Origin of the sequence: Brevibacterium linens, from assembly GCF_003999335.1 — a bacterium.
GTDB classification, from domain to species: Bacteria; Actinomycetota; Actinomycetes; order Actinomycetales; family Brevibacteriaceae; genus Brevibacterium; species Brevibacterium linens.
This window is the reverse complement of record NZ_CP026734.1, coordinates 2042438-2059851: the sequence shown is the minus strand read 5'-3', so window position 1 is coordinate 2059851 and position 17414 is coordinate 2042438. Positions and strand designations below refer to the sequence as shown.

The following is a 17414-nucleotide window of genomic DNA, read 5'->3' as shown; positions in this document are numbered from 1 at the left end:
CGTCAGCTGAGACTTTAGGTAGGGTGGAGCGTATGAGGCGTGCAAAGATAGTCGCAACTTTAGGTCCGAACCAGAACTCCTATGAAGAGATCCGCGAGCTCGTCGATGAAGGCGTCGATGTCGCCCGATTCAATCTGAGCCACGGAAAACGAGAAGAGCACGAAGAGAAGTTCGCCTGGGTCCGCCAGGCCGCCCTCGACACCGGACGCCCCGTCGCCGTCCTGCTGGACCTCCAGGGTCCGAAGATCCGCGTGGGCACCTTCGCCAACGGGAAGGAAGAGCTCGTCGAAGGGGCCACCTTCACCATCACCAGCCGTGATGTCCCCGGCACCGCAGAGCTCGTCTCCACGACACTGCCGACCCTGGCAGAAGACGTGTCCGTGGGAGATCCGCTGCTCATCGACGACGGACGCCTGCGCCTGCGCGCCACCGAGGTGACCGCCACCGATGTGGTCACCGAGGTCGAGATCGGCGGAACCATCTCCAACCACAAGGGCATCAACCTGCCCGGAGTCCCGGTCTCCGTTCCCGCTCTGTCGGAGAAGGACGTCGACGACCTCAAGTGGGGTCTGCAGCTCGGCTTCGACTGGGTCGCCCTGTCCTTTGTCCGCAGCCCCGAGGACATGAACGATGTGCGAGCGGTCATGGACGAGGTGGGAATCACCGCTCCGGTCATCGCCAAGCTCGAGAAGCCGCAGGCGGTCGACCAGCTCGATGAGATCATCGACGCCTTCGACGGCATCATGGTCGCCCGCGGCGACCTCGGCGTCGAACTGCCGCTCGAACAGGTCCCGATCGTGCAGAAGCGGGCCGTCGAAATCGCCCGTCAGCAGGCCAAGCCCGTCATCGTGGCCACTCAGATGCTCGAGACGATGATCGACGCACCGCGGCCCACCCGCGCCGAAGCCAGCGACTGCGCGAACGCCGTCCTCGACGGCGCCGATGCGCTCATGCTCTCCGGTGAGACCTCGGTGGGCAGTCACTGGGTCGAAGCGATCCGGACGATGAGCCGGATCATCGGCTCCACCGAAGAGCACGGTCTCGAACGGATTCCCGCGCTGGGCACCGTTCCCCATACGAAGGGCGGAGCCGTCACCGCGGCAGCCGTGCAGATTGCTCAGCAACTGGATATCGACCTTCTGTGCACCTTCTCGCAGACGGGCGATTCGGTGCGGCGCATGTCGCGTCTGCGCCCGGCCTGGCCGATCCTCGGCTTCACCCCCGACCCGCAGGTCCGTCACCAGCTGGCGCTGACCTGGGGAGTCCGGCCGTATCTCGTGAAGACCGTGCGTCACACCGACCAGATGGCACGCCAGGTCGACGCCGTTCTGCTCGCCGACGGCACGGCTCGCGAAGGCGATCAGAGCATCCTCGTGGCCGGTTCGCCTCCCGGGATCCCCGGCTCGACGAACGCCCTGCGCATCCACACCATCGGCGATGCCGCCAAGGGTGTGACGGCCGCCTACCAGGACGCCTCGGACTCGGAGGAGGATCCGCTGGCCGGGTACGGGGTCGTCGCCGAAGCGCCCATCACCCGCGAGGTGCCGATCGTGCGCGAGGGCCACTCGCCCCGCCACTGATCAACTGCGGTCCGACGCGCCGGCGGCGCCTGTCCTGTCATCACAGGGCAGGCGCCGCCGGCGTCTGCGTGCCCGCGGGCGCGTCGCGAGCCGATTCCAGGATGCGAGACAGATCACAGAAGATCGAGGAATTTCAGGGATTGCTCAACAGTTGTGCTCTCTGTTGCCCAATCCTCCCTGCGGATCACAGAGGGGAGGACCCGCTAGGAGAGGAATTCAATGAGACTGCCCGCGTGGAGCAAGTCCTTCGGAGTGCAGGTGACCATCGCACTCATCGCCGGTGTCATCCTCGGGCTCATCGCCCGCTCATGGGGACCGGTCAGCGACAGTGCTGACAACTGGCTCGGCCAGACCCTGGACACCATCGGCTCGTCGTATGTCACCCTGCTCAAGGCCGCCGTCGTACCGCTGGTGATCACTGCGATCATCGCGAGCATCGGCAACCTGCGCAAGGTCACCAATGCCGCCCGGCTTGCGGTGTCGACCCTGCTGTGGTTCGCCCTCACGGCGCTGATCGCCGTCATCCTCGGACTCATCATAGGCGTCGTCATGCAGCCCGGTGCCCATGCCGATGCTGCGTCGCTGAGCACCGGCGCTCCCGAATCCCAGGGCAGCTGGCTGGGCTTCCTGACCGGTCTGATCCCGGTGAACGTCCTCGGACTCGAGGTCGCCACGTCGGCGGATGAGGCCGGAGCGCTGACCTCCGATGTCAACTTCAACATCCTCCAGCTCATCATCGTCTCCGGCGCCATCGGCATCGCCGCGGTCAAGGTGGGCAAGGCCGCAGAGCCGTTCCTCCAGTTCACCGAGGCGGCTCTGGCCGTGGTTCAGAAGGTCGTCTGGTGGATCGTGCGGATCGCTCCGATCGGTACGCTCGGCCTCATCGGCAACGCCGTGAACTCCTACGGCTGGTCGACGATGGGATCGCTGCTGTGGTTCGTCGTCGCCGTCTATGTCGGTCTCGCGATCGTCTTCTTCGTCGTCTACCCGGCCCTGGCTCGTGCCAACGGTCTGTCCGTGCGCCAGTACTTCTCCGGAGTCTGGCCGGCCACGCAGATGGGCTTCGTCTCTCGGTCCTCGATCGGCACCATGCCCGTGACGCAGAAGGTCGCCACCGACAATTTCGGGGTGCCCCATTCCTACGCCGCCTTCGCCGTGCCCTTCGGCGCAACGACGAAGATGGACGGCTGCGCGGCGATCTACCCGGCGATCGCGGCGGTGTTCGTTGCTCAGTTCTTCGGCATCGATCTCTCCCTCATCCAGTATCTGCTCATCGTCTTCGTCGCCGTCATCGGTTCGGCCGCCACGGCCGGCACGACGGGTGCGACCGTGATGCTCACCCTGACGCTGTCGACGCTGGGGCTGCCCCTCGAGGGCGTGGGTCTGCTGCTGGCCATCGAGCCGATCGTCGACATGGGCCGCACCGCGCTCAATGTCTCCGGTCAGGCACTCGTTCCGGCCATCGTGGCCAAGCGGCATGAGATCCTGGATGTCGAACGCTTCGATGCCCCGCGCATCAACGGCTACGTTCTGACCGAGGAGGATGCCGATGTCGACGAGACCCGCACCGAGGAGGCCCACAGCCGGAGTTGATCTCCTCTCAGCCGAGGGACCGGCCGAGCCCGATGTCCTGCAGGTGACATCGTTGCTCGGCCGCCTCGTCGAGGGCCGACCTTCCGACCCCATGTCGACATCGAAGAGGTCGCAGTCGCCCCGCAGGCGCAGGGCAGAGGTGTGGGGAAGGGGCTGCTGGCCGCGCTCGTCCGGGCGGCGCGTGAGAGCGGGACGGAGATCCTCACCCTCGGCCTGCGGCGCTGAATCGGCCGAATGAGCCGAATGGTGTGCACGGGCGGCTTCGAAAATCATAGGTAGTGATCTTGATCAGTGCGTATGCACTTCGAGCCCGCGGGTGCTGACACCCCCGAGGGAATGCAAGAAGGCACTGTCGACAACATGGTCGACAGTGCCTTCGTCTGTACCGGATGCGGGACTCGAACCCGCACGTCTTTCGACAATGCATTTTGAGTGCACCGCGTCTACCGATTCCGCCAATCCGGCTCGTCACGAGCTGTCCTGTCAGGACCGCCTGTGCAACGGGGACGATTCTACTGCGCGCGCGGACCGATTGCACATTCGCCACCCGCCGAGGATGCCCGCCGGTGGCCACCGTCACCGGCCGTGGCCACCCTCACAGAAGAAACTTACCGGTCCGCTGGCCACGACGCTGAGCGCCTGGTCTAGACTGGTGACGTGCTTTCAAACAGCGAAGAATCAACTTCAGATGAGTCCGTGCCGGTCCGCCGCGTAGTCGTGGCCGAAGACGAGGCCGTGATTCGTCTCGATATCGTAGAAATGCTCCGCGAGGTCGGCTATGACGTCGTCGGTGAGGCTGCGGACGGCGAATCCGCCATCCGCCTGGCCGAGGAGCTGCGCCCCGACCTCGTGGTCATGGACATCAAGATGCCGATCCTCGACGGAATCTCCGCGGCTGAGCGCATCGCCCGCGCCCGCATCGCGCCCGTGGTGCTGCTCACCGCCTTCTCGCAGAAGGAGCTCGTCGAGCGTGCCCGCGATGCCGGCGCAATGGCCTATGTCGTCAAGCCGTTCACCTCGGCCGACCTCATCCCGGCATTGGAGATCGCGCTCTCGCGTCACGCCGAGATCAGCTCGCTCGAGTCCGAGATCTCCGATCTCACAGAACGTTTCGAGACCCGCAAGCTCGTCGAACGCGCCAAGAGCCTGCTGCAGACGTCCATGGGGCTGAGCGAACCCGAGGCCTTCCGCTGGATCCAGAAGACCTCGATGGACCGCCGACTGACGATGCGCGAGGTCGCCGAGACCGTGCTCAAGCAGATCGGCAGCAAGAAGTAACCACCTTCCGGACCAGGCAGGTCCGGACCCGGAACTCAAGAAGGCCGGCGGATCCCGAGATGGATTCGCCGGTCTTCTGCGTTCGCTGCGGAAGGTCCTGTCTCGGCCCTTCGCCTCGGCCCTTCGGTTCGGACCTCAGCCCTTCGGCTCGGTTTTCAGGATCATGTTCGTGATCCGCACGATCGAGAGCAGCCGCCCCGCCTCGTCGGTCATCTTCACTTCATGGGAGACGATCGTGCGTCCCTGGTGGAGCACCTCGGCGCGACCGGTGACCACGCCCTCACGTGCGGCACGCAGGTGAGTGGCATTGAGATCGACTCCGACGACGTTCCTACCCCCGGAGAGCAGGTACGAATGCATCGATGCCAGCGACTCGGCGAGGACGACGTGGCCGCCTCCGTGGAAGAGTCCCATCGGCTGCCGATTGCCGGCGACCGGGGCCGTGGCCACGACATGGTCATGGGCGAGCTCGACGAATTCGATTCCCATCCTCTCGGCCAGCTCACCACCGGAGCCCGGACCACGCAGCTGCTCGAGCAGCGTGTCGATCTCCTCAGATGTGGTGTGAGTAGTCAGGGACACGTCGGGATGCAGCATCGGTTCTCCTTCAAGTCAGCTTCGAACGCTAGGCTATGCCATGTGAGTCACTCAAACGAATCCCTCCTGCTCATCGACGGACACTCCCTGGCCTACCGGGCTTTCCATGCCCTGCCGGTCGAGAACTTCTCCACCAGCACCGGTCAGACGACGAACGCCATCTACGGCTTCATCTCGATGCTCATCAACGTCCTCCGCGACGAGGACCCCAGCCATGTGGCCGTGGCCTTCGACCTCGGACGCCAGACCTTCCGCCTCGAAGAGTACCCCGAGTACAAAGCCGGCCGGGCGAAGACTCCGCCCGAGTTCCATCCGCAGATCGACCTCATCAAGGACATCGTCACGGCGATGGGCATCCGGGTCGTGACGAAGGAGGGCTTCGAAGCCGACGACGCCCTGGCGACGATGGCGAAGATGGGCACCGAGGCCGGCTCGTTCGTCGAGGTGATGAGCGGAGACAAGGATTCGTTCCAGCTCGCCTCCGACCGGGTGACGGTCCTCTACCCGAAACGCGGAGTCAGTGATCTCAACCGGATGACTCCTGCCGCGGTCGAGGAGAAGTACGGGGTCAGCCCCGCGAACTATCGGGGGCTGGCCGCGCTCGTCGGTGAGAAGGCCGATAATCTGCCCGGCGTGCCCGGAGTCGGTGACAAGACCGCTGCCAAATGGCTCACCGCCCACGGCGACCTGCCCGGCGTGCTGGACAACGCCGACAAGATCGGCGGCAAGGTCGGCGAGAAGCTGCGCGACCATATCACCGAGGTGGAGCGGAACTACCGACTCAACCGCCTCCTCGACGACGTCGACCTGGGCCTGGAGTTCGACGACCTGGCCTGGGGCGAAGGCGACCCGGCCGAACTGTCGACCCTGTTCGATCAGCTCGAGTTCCAAGCCCTCGGCAAGCGTCTGGCCGCGATCTTCCCGGAGGCCGGAGACGATTCCGAGCCGGCCCCGGCCCGCGAGACCACCGTCGAGACCGTCGACATCGAAACGCTGCTGTCGAAGATCGCCGACCACGATGTGCTCGCGCTCGATTCGGATGCCTCCTTCGAGCTCGGTCACGGTCAGGCCCGGACCCTTGCGGTCTCCGCCGAACCCGGGCAGGCGTGGGTCGTCGACCTCGCCGAGGCGGGGCAGAAAGCCGTCGGCAAGCTCGGTTCCGCCCTGGGCGGGCATGCGCTCATCCTCCACAGCTCGAAGCTTCAGGTCAAGGCGTGGGAGTCGATGGGGCTGTCCGTGACCGATATCGCCGGGGACACGGCTCTGGCCGCCTACCTCCTCGTTCCCGATGCCCGTTCCTACGAGCTCGGGCAGATCGCCGCCGACCGCGCCGGCATCGACCTCAGCGAACCCGAAGCTGATTCAGGACAGCTCGCCCTCGACCTCGATTCGGATGCCGCGGTGACCACGCACGGTCAACGCGCCGCCGCTCTGCTCGAAGTCCACGAGGTGCTCGCCGCCGCCGTCGACGACGCGAACATGACGCAGGTGTACCGCGAGATCGAGCTGCCGCTCGTGCCCGTGCTCGCGCGGATGGAAGCGACCGGAATCGCCGTCGACGAGGATGGACTGTCGAATCTCATCGACGAATTCACGAAACAGGCCGAAGCCAGCGCGCAGGAAGCCTACGACGCGATCGGCCACGAGGTGAATCTCGGTTCTCCCAAGCAGCTGCAGACCGTGCTCTTCGACGAACTCGATATGCCCAAGACCAAGCGGACGAAGACCGGCTATACGACGGATGCCGAAGCCCTGGCCGAACTGTTCGTCAAGACCGAACATCCCTTCCTCCAGCATCTGCTGGCCTACCGGGATTCGACGAAGCTCAAGCAGACCGTGGTCGGACTGCTGAAGACCGTCGCCGACGACGGCCGCATCCACACCACGTACCAGCAGACCGTGGCTGCCACCGGACGGCTCTCCTCGCTGGATCCGAACCTGCAGAACATTCCGGTGCGAACCGAATCGGGCCGACGCATCCGGGAGATCTTCATCGCCGATCCCGAGGTGTCGGGTGGGACTCTGCTCACCGCCGACTACTCGCAGATCGAAATGCGGATCATGGCTCACCTGTCCGGCGACGACGCGCTCATCCAGGCGTTCAAGGACGGCGAGGACCTCCACTCCTATGTCGGCTCGAAGGTCTTCGGCGTCGGTATCGACGAAGTCGACTCCGAGATGCGTTCGAAGGTCAAGGCCATGTCCTACGGGCTGGTGTACGGACTCTCCGCCTACGGGCTCTCCCGGCAGCTGGCGATCGGGGTCGATGAAGCCAAGGGGCTGATGGACCAGTACTTCGAACGGTTCGGGGCCGTCAAGGACTACCTCGACGACATCGTCGAACAGGCCCGCGCCAAGGGGTTCACAGAGACCATCATGGGCCGCCGCCGCTATCTGCCGGCGCTGCACAGTGACCGCCGACAGCTGCGGGACATGGCCGAGCGCGCCGCACTCAACGCACCGATCCAGGGGTCGGCCGCCGACATCATGAAGATCGCCATGCTCAGGGTCGCCGCGCGGCTGCAGGACCTGCACTCGCCGATGCTGCTGCAGGTTCATGACGAGATCATCGTCGACGTCCGCCCTGATGAGATCGACGAGGTGACGACGATCGTCACGGAGGAGATGGGGTCGGCGTTCGAGCTCGATGTGCCCCTCGACGTCAACGTCGGCACCGGCCGCTCCTGGCATGCCGCCGCCCACTGACCACCCGTCGCTCGTTCAGGGCCCGACGCACTCTTCGCGGCGTGCACCTGCCGCGGAGCGTGCTCACACGTGTTCGAGGGCGCCGGGCGCGGGGGACCGGTCGGAGACGTCAGCGTGCTCGGCTGAGCGGCACCTCAGTCTGTGGTCAGTGTGGTGGAGAAGATCACGGTGCCGGGCATGAGCGCTCCGCGCAGCGGTGACCAACCGCCCCAGGCGGTCCGATTCTCTTCCGGCCATTCGGGTTCGGTCACCGAATCGATCGTGAAGCCGGCCTCGACGAGCAGACGGACCCAATCGCTCATCGTGCGATGGTGCTCGGCGTAGACGGGCTGACCGTCGGAGGACAGTTCGACGTACGGTGTGCGGTCGAAATACGAGTACTCGACGGTCAGACCGGCCTCACCCGGAACATCGGGGAACATCCACCGCATCGGGTGAGTTGTCGAGAAGACCCACTGTCCGCCGTTGCGCAGCACTCGGGCCACCTCGGCGAAGACGACCTCGGCGTCTTTGACGAAGGGCAGGGCACCGTAGGAGGAGAACGCGCGATCGAAGCTGTTCGATGCGAACGGCAGCTGTCGGGCATCGGCGAGGAGGAACGTCGGGGGAGTCGCCTCGGCGCTCAGGGGATGCTCGCGCTGCAGACGCGAGGCCTGCTCGAGCATTCCGGCGGAGACGTCGACACCTGTGGTGATCGCGCCCTGCTCGGCCAGCCACCGGGAGCACTGACCGGCACCGCAGCCGACCTCGAGAACCTGCTTCCGGGCGACATCGCCGAGGAGGCGCACATCGGATTCGTGAATTCCTTCCGGACACCAGATGAAATCCGAAGCCCCGAGGAACGTGCCGTGATCGGCGAGATACTCCTCGGCAGAGTTGTCCCAATAGCTGCGATTGGCCCGGACTGAAGCCTCTTCGTCGATCGGGAGATAGCCACCGCTGATGACCTCGGCTCCGTCAGTTCCTTCGCTCATGGTTCCTCCGTGGCCCCAGGTGGTGATGATTCGTCTCTTCGGCGTGCATTCACACCCGAAAAGGTGCTAGCATTGACAACCGTATGCGCCTGTGCATACAAGTCCAAATTCGCAATCGAGACCGGATTCGGTTCTTGCGGCAACTTACACGACCTGTCGCCAGGGTACCGGATCTGGACCAATATTCCATCGGAGTCCCTACCTATATGACCACCACCACGCCGGAATCGGTGCAGCCGAAGCAGGTCGCTGTCAACGACATCGGAACCGCTGAGGATTTCCTCGCCGCCGTCGATGAGACCATCAAGTACTTCAACGATGGCGACATCGTTGAGGGCGAAGTCGTCAAGGTCGACCGTGACGAAGTCCTCGTCGACATCGGATACAAGACGGAAGGCGTCATCCTCGCACGTGAGCTTTCCATCAAGCACGATGTCGATCCCGGCGAAGTCGTCGAGGTCGGGGACGAAATCGAAGCCCTCGTTCTTCAGAAGGAAGACAAAGAGGGTCGTCTCATGCTGTCGAAGAAGCGCGCTCAGTACGAGCGTGCCTGGGGCGACATCGAGAAGATCAAGGAAGACGACGGCGTTGTCACCGGCACCGTCATCGAGGTTGTCAAGGGCGGCCTGATCGTCGACATCGGACTGCGTGGCTTCCTGCCCGCGTCCCTCGTCGAGATGCGCCGCGTCCGCGACCTCGCCCCCTACATCGGCCAGCAGGTCGAAGCCAAGATCATCGAGCTCGACAAGAACCGCAACAACGTGGTCCTGTCGCGCCGTGCCTGGCTCGAGCAGACCCAGTCGGCCGTCCGTCACGACTTCCTGCAGACCCTGCAGAAGGGCCAGGTCCGTCCTGGTGTCGTGTCCTCCATCGTCAACTTCGGTGCGTTCGTCGACCTCGGTGGTGTCGACGGACTCGTCCACGTCTCCGAACTGTCCTGGAAGCACATCGATCACCCGGGTGAGGTCGTCACCGTGGGCGACGAGGTCACTGTCGAGGTTCTCGACGTCGACATGGACCGTGAGCGCGTTTCGCTGTCGCTCAAGGCCACCCAGGAAGATCCGTGGCAGCACTTCGCTCGCACGCACGTCATCGGACAGATCGTGCCGGGCAAGGTCACCAAGCTCGTTCCCTTCGGTGCGTTCGTGCGCGTCGAAGACGGCATCGAAGGCCTCGTCCACATCTCCGAGCTGGCCGTGCGCCACGTGGATCTGCCGGAGCAGGTCGTCTCGGTCGACGAGACCATCTACGTCAAGGTCATCGACATCGACCTCGAACGCCGCCGTATCTCGCTGTCGCTGAAGCAGGCGAACGAAGGCGTCGACCCCGAGGCCGAAGAGTTCCTCGACCCCGCTCTCTACGGCATGCCGCAGGAGTACGACGAGGACGGCAACTACAAGTACCCCGAGGGCTTCGACCCCGAGACCAACGAATGGGTCGAGGGCTACGAGGCTCAGCGCGAGACCTGGGAGCAGCAGTACGCCGCCGCTCAGGAACGCTGGGAAGAGCACAAGAAGCAGGTCGCCAAGGCCATCGCAGCGGACGCCGAGGCCTCCGCAGCCGATGCCGTCGGCTCTGCCGAAGCCGCTCCGGCCACCGGATCGTTCTCCTCCGAAGAGACGAACGACGAGGGCACCCTGGCCAGCGACGAAGCTCTCGCAGCTCTGCGTGAGAAGCTTGCAGGCAGCTGATAACAGCTCCCACAAGGGCTCCCGGTCGGAAGGCCGGGAGCCCTTTGTGTATGCCCCCACTGTCCGAGCGCGCCTGCGCCCCTGGCTGTGGTACAGCCTCATCCTCTGCGTCGGCAGCCTGACCGTCTTCGGCTCCGTCGCCGCCGATCCCGGCGGCAGCGTCGTCGCGTCCAACGACGACACCTCCCTGTTCATCTGGTGGCTCGGCCACGGCGCACACGTGCTCGCCGACGCCCTCGGATTCGGAACCGGTGAGACCGACGGCCTGCTGTACACGGAATCGATGAACGCCCTCGGTGGGGGAGTCAACGGTGCCTGGAACACCTCTTTGGCCGGCTTCGCGATCCTGCTCGCTCCCGTGACGTGGGTGGCCGGCCCCATCGTGAGCTACAACCTGCTCGTCCTCGCCTTCCCGGTGCTGGGCAGCCTGGCCACGGCGGTGCTCTTCCGCCGCTTCCTCGACCGTCTGCCCGCTTTCCTCGCCGCTGCCGGGGTCGGCTTCTCCAGCTATGTCATCGCCCAGCTCGGCGGCCACCCGAACCTCGCCTATATCGTCACCCCGCCCCTGACCGCGTGGGCGATCGTTGCCCTTCTCGACCTCGGGCGGACGACCGCCGCTCATGGCCGTTGCCTTCTCCGCGATCGCCGCCTCTGGGCGCTCGGCGGAGGTTTCGGGCTCCTCCTCGGCTTCCAGTTCTACGTCTCCACCGAAGTTCTGGCCGGAACCTTCCTCGCCGCACTCTGCTTCCTGGCCAGCCTCGTCGTCTTCGGACGCCGCCTCTACCGCGCCCGGTCATGGGGCGCCCTCGGTCTCGGTTCCGCAGTCGCCGGCTGCATCGCCATGCTGTGTGCGATCCCGCTGCTGGTGACCATGTCCGGGCCGAACGCCCCACAGGGCGCCATTCGCCCACACGGAGTATGGAACACCGACCTGCTCGACCCGATTCTGCCTGCGGCCCCGGCCTGGCTGAGCTCCGGGGTCTCCCCGCTGCCCCGGATCATGGAGATCGACCCGGCCGAACTCGGCGCCTACATCGGCGTACCGGCTCTGGTGGCCTCCGTGCTCATCGTCGCCGGCCTCGGCCGCCGCTCCGTGTCTGCGGTGCCGGTGCGCATCGCGGCCGCAACCGGATTCCTCGTCTTCCTGCTGGCGTTGGGTTCCCCGATCCTCCTGGGCGGCCGCGTGCTTGTCGAGACCGGTCCGTTCGCGCTCGTCGAGGCCGTCCCCGTACTCAACAACATCCTGCCCATGCGGCTCGTCTTCCACTCGACGATCGCGCTCTTCGCCGTGCTCGGAATCGGCCTCCAGTGGGCCCTGAGCCACCGGAAGCTGCGTCGCGCCCGCGCCCTCCTCATTCTGCTCGTCCTCGCCGCCGTTGCCATCCTCCCTGCTCCGCAGACCGCCCATGAGGTGACAGTTCCGGACTTCTACGAGCACTCCATCGCCGAGGTGATCCCCGCCGGATCCGTCGTCAAGACTTTCCCCCGCCCCCTCGCATGGGCCGAGCCCCACGCCGACGAGGCCATGGTGTGGCAGTCGGTGAGCGGATTCCGCTACCGCGAGACCGGCGGTTACTTCATCGGTTCGAGCCCGGAATCGCCGGTGACCTATTCCGCCCCCGAGGATGCCCTCGACGAACTCCTGCACGGCTCCGTCTTCGACGGTGAGCCCATGCCGGGCGCGGACAGTCCGGAAGTCGCCTCGGCGATCGCCGAACTGAGGGAGACCGGGGTCGACTTCATCGTCCTCGCGCCCGAAGCTCCGCTGCTGCCGGGAGGCGACGGAGACTATGCGGAATTCCTCGATGCCGCCGTCGGAGATCCGATCTTCGCCGAGGAGGGAGTGCGGGTGTACCGACTGGATCAGTAAGATGATCCCATGCTGAGAATCGGTCTCACCGGCGGAATCGGCGCCGGAAAGTCAACGGTGTCCGCAATGCTCGTCGAACACGGGGCAGTGCTCGTCGACTCCGACAGGATCGCCCGCGAAGTCGTCGAACCCGGACAGCCGTTGCTCGAGAAGCTGGCCGAGGCCTTCGGGCCGCAGGTGCTGCACTCCGACGGTTCGCTCGACCGGCAGGCACTGGCCGCGGAAGCCTTCGTCGACTCCGACCACACAGCACGGCTCAACGGCCTGATGCATCCGGCGATCCGCGACCGCACCGCCGAACACTTCGCCAGACACGCCGACGCCGAGATCGTCGTCCACGACGTTCCGCTGCTCGTCGAGAACGACATGACACCGGCCTACCACCTCAATCTCCTCGTCGACGTGCCCGCCGAGGTGCGCCTTCAGCGGCTCATGGACTCCCGCGGAATGGACCGCGACGACGCCGCCGCACGGATCTCCCGCCAAGCCGATGACGACACCCGCCGAGCAGCCTGCGATGTCACCATCGACAACTCCGGTCCCGTCGACGAGACGAAGGCCGCGGTCGCCCGGCTCATCGAATCCCGGATCCGCCCCTTCGCCGCCAATCTCGCGTCCGGGCAGCGGGCACCGAAGGCAGCCCTCGAACTCGTCGATCCCGCGGATGCCGACTGGATCGGTGACGCGCAGAGAGCGATCAGGAAGCTGCGACACGGCACGGGCGAGAAGTTTGCCATCGAACATATCGGCTCCACCTCTGTGCCGGGACTGCCAGCCAAGGACGTCATCGATCTGCAGCTCCTCGTCCCCGATCTCACCGCCGCCAGGGAGCTGGCACCCCGACTGGCCGAACTCGGTTATCCGGGAGCCGAGATGTGCGACCACCTCGGCGAAGAGTCGACCGAAGGGAAATGGTTCCACGCGAACACGGACCCCGGCCGCGCCGTCAATCTGCATGTGCGCACCGCGGACTCGGTCGGTGTGCGCTTCGCCCGCGCATTACGTGACCTGCTCATCGCGGACCCGGGGGAGCGGGACCGTTACCTCGAGTTGAAGAGAGACCGTGTGGCCGAAGCCAAGGCTGCGGGCGGGACGAACGGGCAGATGATACGAACATATGCGGAATCGAAGGAACCGTACTTCCTGCAGATGCGCCGCCGACTGGTGCCCGACAGCTTCGACTGACACGCTGACACATGTCGGCAGGCACTTCGCCGAGGCTGTCGTTCCGACTCCGATCTGCCCAATGTCAGGGGCGGGGGCTAGGGTTGGACTATGAGCTCAGAACGCCCCCTGCCAGCGATCGGCCACCGCCCCGACGTCACCCGCGAGGTGGCGCCCTTCGAGGTCGTCTCCGAGTACTCTCCCTCCGGTGACCAACCGACGGCGATCCGAGAGATCTCCGACCGGCTCGACGCAGGAGAGCGGGACATCGTCCTCCTCGGTGCCACCGGCACAGGCAAGTCGGCGACGACGGCATGGCTCATCGAGCAGGTGCAGAGACCTACCCTGATCATGGCGCCTAACAAAACTCTCGCCGCGCAGCTGGCGAACGAGTTCCGACAGCTGCTGCCCAACAACGCGGTCGAGTACTTCGTCTCCTACTACGACTACTACCAGCCGGAAGCCTATGTCCCGCAGACGGATACGTTCATCGAGAAGGACTCCTCGATCAACGACGAGGTCGAACGTCTCCGGCACTCGGCCACGAATTCGCTGCTGACCAGGCGTGATGTCGTCGTGGTCTCGACGGTGTCGTGCATCTACGGTCTCGGCACACCCGAGGAGTACGTCGACCGGATGGTCACCCTTCACAAGGGCGACGAATGCGATCGGGACGAACTGCTCAAACGCTTCGTGTCGATGCAGTACGCCCGCAATGATATGGCCTTCACCCGCGGCACTTTCCGTGTGCGCGGAGACACCGTGGAGATCATCCCGCAGTACGAGGAGCTTGCGCTGCGCATCGAGTTCTTCGGCGACGAGATCGAATCGCTGCAGACCCTCCACCCGCTGACGGGTGAGATCGTGCGCGACGAGGAGACCATCCACGTGTTCCCGGCCAGCCACTATGTCGCCGGTGAGAACCGGATGGCGAAGGCCATCAGCGGGATCGAGGACGAGCTGCAGAAGCAGCTGAGCGAATTCGAGTCTCAGAACAAGCTGCTCGAAGCGCAGCGGCTGAAGATGCGCACGACCTATGACCTCGAGATGATGGAATCGATGGGCTTCACCTCCGGCATCGAGAACTACTCCCGGCATATCGACGGTCGCGCACCCGGTTCGGCACCGAACTGCCTGCTCGACTACTTCCCCGAGGACTTCCTGCTCGTCATCGACGAATCGCATGTCACCGTCCCGCAGATCGGCGGCATGTACGAAGGTGATATGTCGCGCAAGCGCACCCTCGTCGAGCACGGTTTCCGTCTGCCCAGTGCCATGGACAACCGGCCGCTGAAGTTCGACGAGTTCCGGGAGCGCGTGGGACAGAGCGTGTACCTGTCGGCCACACCCGGCAACTTCGAACTCGGCAACGCCAACGGATACGTCCAGCAGATCATCCGCCCCACCGGACTCGTCGACCCGGAGATCAAGGTCAAGCCGACGAAGGGGCAGATCGACGACCTGCTCGATGAGATCAAGACACGCGTCGATGCGAATGAGCGTGTGCTCGTGACGACCCTGACGAAGAAGATGGCCGAAGATCTCACCGACTATCTGCTCGAACACGATATCCGCGTCCAGTACCTACACTCCGACGTCGACACCCTGCGACGTGTGGAGCTGCTCACAGAGTTGCGCGCGGGCGAATTCGATGTGCTGGTCGGCATCAACCTCCTGCGTGAGGGCCTCGACCTTCCCGAGGTCTCCCTCGTGGCGATCCTCGATGCCGATAAGGAAGGCTTCCTCCGGTCGTCGACATCGCTCATCCAGACGATCGGTCGTGCCGCACGCAACCTCAACGGCCAGGTGCACATGTACGCCGATACGATCACGGATTCGATGCGCACCGCCATCGACGAGACCGACCGCAGGCGCGCCATCCAGATCGCCTACAACGACGAGCACGGAATCGATCCGGCGCCGCTGGTCAAGCGGATCGCGGACATCACCGAACGACTGCAGCGTGAGGACGAGGACACGCGTGAGCTGCTCACGGAGTTCGACTACGGCAAGGGAAAACGCGGTTACAACTCGACCCTGACCGACGACCAGAGGGAAGCCGCGGGCCAAAGCGGTTCGCTGCGCCCGCCGGCCGCTGACCTCACCGAACTCATCGAATCGCTGACCTCGCAGATGCATTCGGCTGCCGCGGAACTGCAGTTCGAGCTCGCCGCACGTCTGCGCGATGAGCTCTCCGACCTCAAGCAGGAGCTGCGTCAGATGAAGGAGGCCGGGCACGCCTGAGCCGTGCCGGTGACGCGTGAGCGATGCTCGCGTGTTTATACTGGTGTGCTGGCGAAAGGGAGTATCCCGTCCATCCGCGGTCGTCACCACGACTCCACACCGGGGTCCGGACGCGGAGCGCACGCAGATTCACCGCGTGGGAGAGACTTTCGACCTGGATACATCCTATTCACCACGAAAGGCATCCATGGATATCCTGTCCTCCACGCTGGCCGCCGGCGGCAACGCCGCTGCAACGAGCGAATCTCCGATTCCCGTCTGGTTCATGATCACCTCGGGAATCATCGTCGTTGCGATCCTCGTCTTCGACCTCCTCCTCGTCGTCAAACGACCACACACCCCGTCGATGCGCGAAGCGAGCATCTGGGTCGCCTTCTACGTCGCCCTGGCGCTGGTCTTCGCCGGTGCGCTGTTCGCCATCGGCGATGCCCAGCACGGCAGCGAATTCCTCACCGGCTGGCTGCTCGAGTACTCGTTGAGCATCGACAACCTGTTCGTCTTCATCATCATCATGGGCAGCTTCTCGGTACCGCGGAAGTACCAGCAGGAAGTGCTCATGGTCGGCATCATCATCGCCATCGTCTTCCGCGGCATCTTCATTCTCGCGGGTGCGGCGATCATCAGCGCCTTCGTCGAGGTCTTCTTCATCTTCGGCATCTTCCTCCTCATCGTCGCCTACCGGCAGGCCTTCAGCTCCGAAGACGAGGGCGACGGCGAGAACGGCCTCATCCGGTTCCTGCGGAAGCGGATCAACGTCGTCGACGAATTTCACGGCAACAAGCTGCGGGTGACCCTCGACGACAACAAGAAGTACTGGACCCCGATGTTCATCGTGTTCATCGCCATCGGCTCGACCGATGTGATGTTCGCACTCGACTCGATCCCCGCGATCTTCGGCGTCACGCAGAATGCGTTCCTCGTGTTCACCGCGAACGTGTTCGCCCTGATGGGACTGCGTCAGCTGTACTTCCTGCTCGGAGGGCTCGTCGACAAGCTCGTGTACCTCCACTACGGAATCGCTGCGATCCTCGGGTTCATCGGCATCAAGCTCATCATCCACGCTCTGCATTCGAGCGATTGGGAGTTCCTGGCGTGGGGACATTCGATCCCCGAGGTGCCGACGTGGCTGTCCCTGACCGTCATCGTCCTCGCCATGGCGGTCGCCACGATCGCCTCGCTGATGAAGATGAAGAAGGACGGAATCTCCTTCAAGGACGTCAGCGCCGACCAGTCAGACGAGTCCGAAGAGGCCTGAGCCGATCGGATTCGGTCGTGCCGACACCGCCTCGGTGTCGGCACAGAACGAGCGGGGTCCGTCTCGATCTCTCGAGACGGACCCCGCTCGTGTCTGCTCCGTCCGGGCAGACCCGAACCGGAAGGAGGCCGCTCAGCCCAGGGCGAAGGGCCCGAACACGGGGGTCCACTCGCGGATGTCCGTCGACTCGATGACTCCGAGCGACGCATAGGGATCGGCCGCGAGGTGGCCCTCGACCTCTCCACGGTCGGCGGCGCTGAGGATCAGCAGTCCTCCCGGCTGGGGATCGTTGTCCAGGGGACCGGATGCCAGGATCGTCCCGGCCTCATTCATCTCCGCCTGCCAGCGTCGGTGCGCAGGGCGGTGCTCCATCCGCGTATCCGTATCGGGACCATAGTGATAGGTGACGGCGAAGACCGGCATGTGTGACTCCTCGGTGTCGAGCAATAGGATGGAACCAGT

13 protein-coding genes and 1 tRNA gene are annotated in these 17414 nt (G+C 64.8%); 10 read left to right on the top strand and 4 right to left on the bottom strand.

What is annotated here, in order from left to right; all coding sequences use genetic code 11:
• The first annotated feature begins 32 nt into the window (after positions 1–32).
• The 3 genes from pyk (at position 33) to CXR29_RS18040 (ending at position 3398) form a co-directional block, all read left to right on the top strand.
• A complete protein-coding gene (gene pyk, locus CXR29_RS09420; RefSeq protein ID WP_101553497.1) occupies positions 33–1580 on the top strand; it encodes a pyruvate kinase in 1548 nt (515 codons plus the stop codon).
• A 219-nt stretch (positions 1581–1799) separates the two neighbouring features.
• Entirely contained in the window at positions 1800–3173 is a 1374-nt protein-coding gene (locus CXR29_RS09415) for a dicarboxylate/amino acid:cation symporter (protein ID WP_101553498.1), read from the top strand.
• A gap of 48 nt (positions 3174–3221) precedes the next feature.
• Positions 3222–3398 (top strand): GNAT family N-acetyltransferase, encoded by a 177-nt coding sequence (locus CXR29_RS18040; RefSeq protein WP_101593445.1) that lies wholly within the window; start codon positions 3222–3224, stop codon positions 3396–3398.
• A 158-nt stretch (positions 3399–3556) separates the two neighbouring features.
• Here the strand turns inward: CXR29_RS18040 and CXR29_RS09405 are convergent.
• Positions 3557–3638, bottom strand: a tRNA-Leu gene (locus CXR29_RS09405).
• Between the two features lie 192 nt (positions 3639–3830).
• Between CXR29_RS09405 and CXR29_RS09400 the strand changes: the two genes are divergently transcribed.
• Complete coding sequence (locus tag CXR29_RS09400; protein ID WP_035320143.1) at positions 3831–4451, top strand: ANTAR domain-containing response regulator; 621 nt, start codon at positions 3831–3833, stop codon at positions 4449–4451.
• Between the two features lie 135 nt (positions 4452–4586).
• On the opposite strand, the gene CXR29_RS09395 is transcribed toward CXR29_RS09400, so the two are convergent.
• Positions 4587–5048 carry a PaaI family thioesterase gene (locus CXR29_RS09395; protein WP_101553499.1) on the bottom strand — a complete coding sequence of 154 codons (462 nt, stop codon included), beginning with the start codon at positions 5046–5048 and terminating at the stop codon, positions 4587–4589.
• Positions 5049–5090: 42 nt separating this feature from the next.
• Here CXR29_RS09395 and polA point away from each other — a divergent pair, with 42 nt between their 5' ends.
• Entirely contained in the window at positions 5091–7754 is a 2664-nt protein-coding gene (polA, locus tag CXR29_RS09390) for a DNA polymerase I (protein ID WP_101553500.1), read from the top strand.
• Between the two features lie 134 nt (positions 7755–7888).
• On the opposite strand, the gene CXR29_RS09385 is transcribed toward polA, so the two are convergent.
• The gene (locus tag CXR29_RS09385; protein ID WP_101553501.1) at positions 7889–8728 is read right to left on the bottom strand and encodes a class I SAM-dependent methyltransferase; all 840 of its coding nucleotides are present in this window, start codon (positions 8726–8728) and stop codon (positions 7889–7891) included.
• A gap of 206 nt (positions 8729–8934) precedes the next feature.
• Here CXR29_RS09385 and rpsA point away from each other — a divergent pair, with 206 nt between their 5' ends.
• From rpsA to CXR29_RS09360, 5 genes are all read left to right on the top strand, one after another.
• Complete coding sequence (gene rpsA, locus CXR29_RS09380) at positions 8935–10419, top strand: 30S ribosomal protein S1 (RefSeq protein WP_127364393.1); 1485 nt, start codon at positions 8935–8937, stop codon at positions 10417–10419.
• Between the two features lie 46 nt (positions 10420–10465).
• Positions 10466–12289: a hypothetical protein gene (locus CXR29_RS09375; RefSeq protein ID WP_241241396.1), complete on the top strand. Its 1824-nt coding sequence runs from the start codon at positions 10466–10468 to the stop codon at positions 12287–12289.
• A gap of 9 nt (positions 12290–12298) precedes the next feature.
• Positions 12299–13474 (top strand): dephospho-CoA kinase, encoded by a 1176-nt coding sequence (coaE, locus tag CXR29_RS09370; RefSeq protein WP_127364392.1) that lies wholly within the window; start codon positions 12299–12301, stop codon positions 13472–13474.
• A gap of 90 nt (positions 13475–13564) precedes the next feature.
• The gene (gene uvrB, locus CXR29_RS09365) at positions 13565–15697 is read left to right on the top strand and encodes an excinuclease ABC subunit UvrB (protein WP_101553505.1); all 2133 of its coding nucleotides are present in this window, start codon (positions 13565–13567) and stop codon (positions 15695–15697) included.
• Between the two features lie 187 nt (positions 15698–15884).
• Positions 15885–16952: a TerC family protein gene (locus CXR29_RS09360; RefSeq protein WP_127364391.1), complete on the top strand. Its 1068-nt coding sequence runs from the start codon at positions 15885–15887 to the stop codon at positions 16950–16952.
• Between the two features lie 132 nt (positions 16953–17084).
• Here CXR29_RS09360 and CXR29_RS09355 read toward each other — a convergent pair whose 3' ends face one another.
• The gene (locus CXR29_RS09355; protein WP_127364390.1) at positions 17085–17375 is read right to left on the bottom strand and encodes a YciI family protein; all 291 of its coding nucleotides are present in this window, start codon (positions 17373–17375) and stop codon (positions 17085–17087) included.
• Between the last annotated feature and the right edge of the window lie 39 nt (positions 17376–17414).

Coding starts and splice junctions, on each gene's coding strand:
- CXR29_RS09385 (WP_101553501.1), bottom strand. CDS start 8,728: ATGAGCGAAGGAACTGACGGAGCCGAGGTCATCAGCGGTGGCTATCTC.
- CXR29_RS09360 (WP_127364391.1), top strand. CDS start 15,885: ATGGATATCCTGTCCTCCACGCTGGCCGCCGGCGGCAACGCCGCTGCA.
- pyk (WP_101553497.1), top strand. CDS start 33: ATGAGGCGTGCAAAGATAGTCGCAACTTTAGGTCCGAACCAGAACTCC.
- CXR29_RS09395 (WP_101553499.1), bottom strand. CDS start 5,048: ATGCTGCATCCCGACGTGTCCCTGACTACTCACACCACATCTGAGGAG.
- uvrB (WP_101553505.1), top strand. CDS start 13,565: ATGAGCTCAGAACGCCCCCTGCCAGCGATCGGCCACCGCCCCGACGTC.
- coaE (WP_127364392.1), top strand. CDS start 12,299: ATGCTGAGAATCGGTCTCACCGGCGGAATCGGCGCCGGAAAGTCAACG.
- CXR29_RS09355 (WP_127364390.1), bottom strand. CDS start 17,375: ATGCCGGTCTTCGCCGTCACCTATCACTATGGTCCCGATACGGATACG.
- CXR29_RS09415 (WP_101553498.1), top strand. CDS start 1,800: ATGAGACTGCCCGCGTGGAGCAAGTCCTTCGGAGTGCAGGTGACCATC.
- rpsA (WP_127364393.1), top strand. CDS start 8,935: ATGACCACCACCACGCCGGAATCGGTGCAGCCGAAGCAGGTCGCTGTC.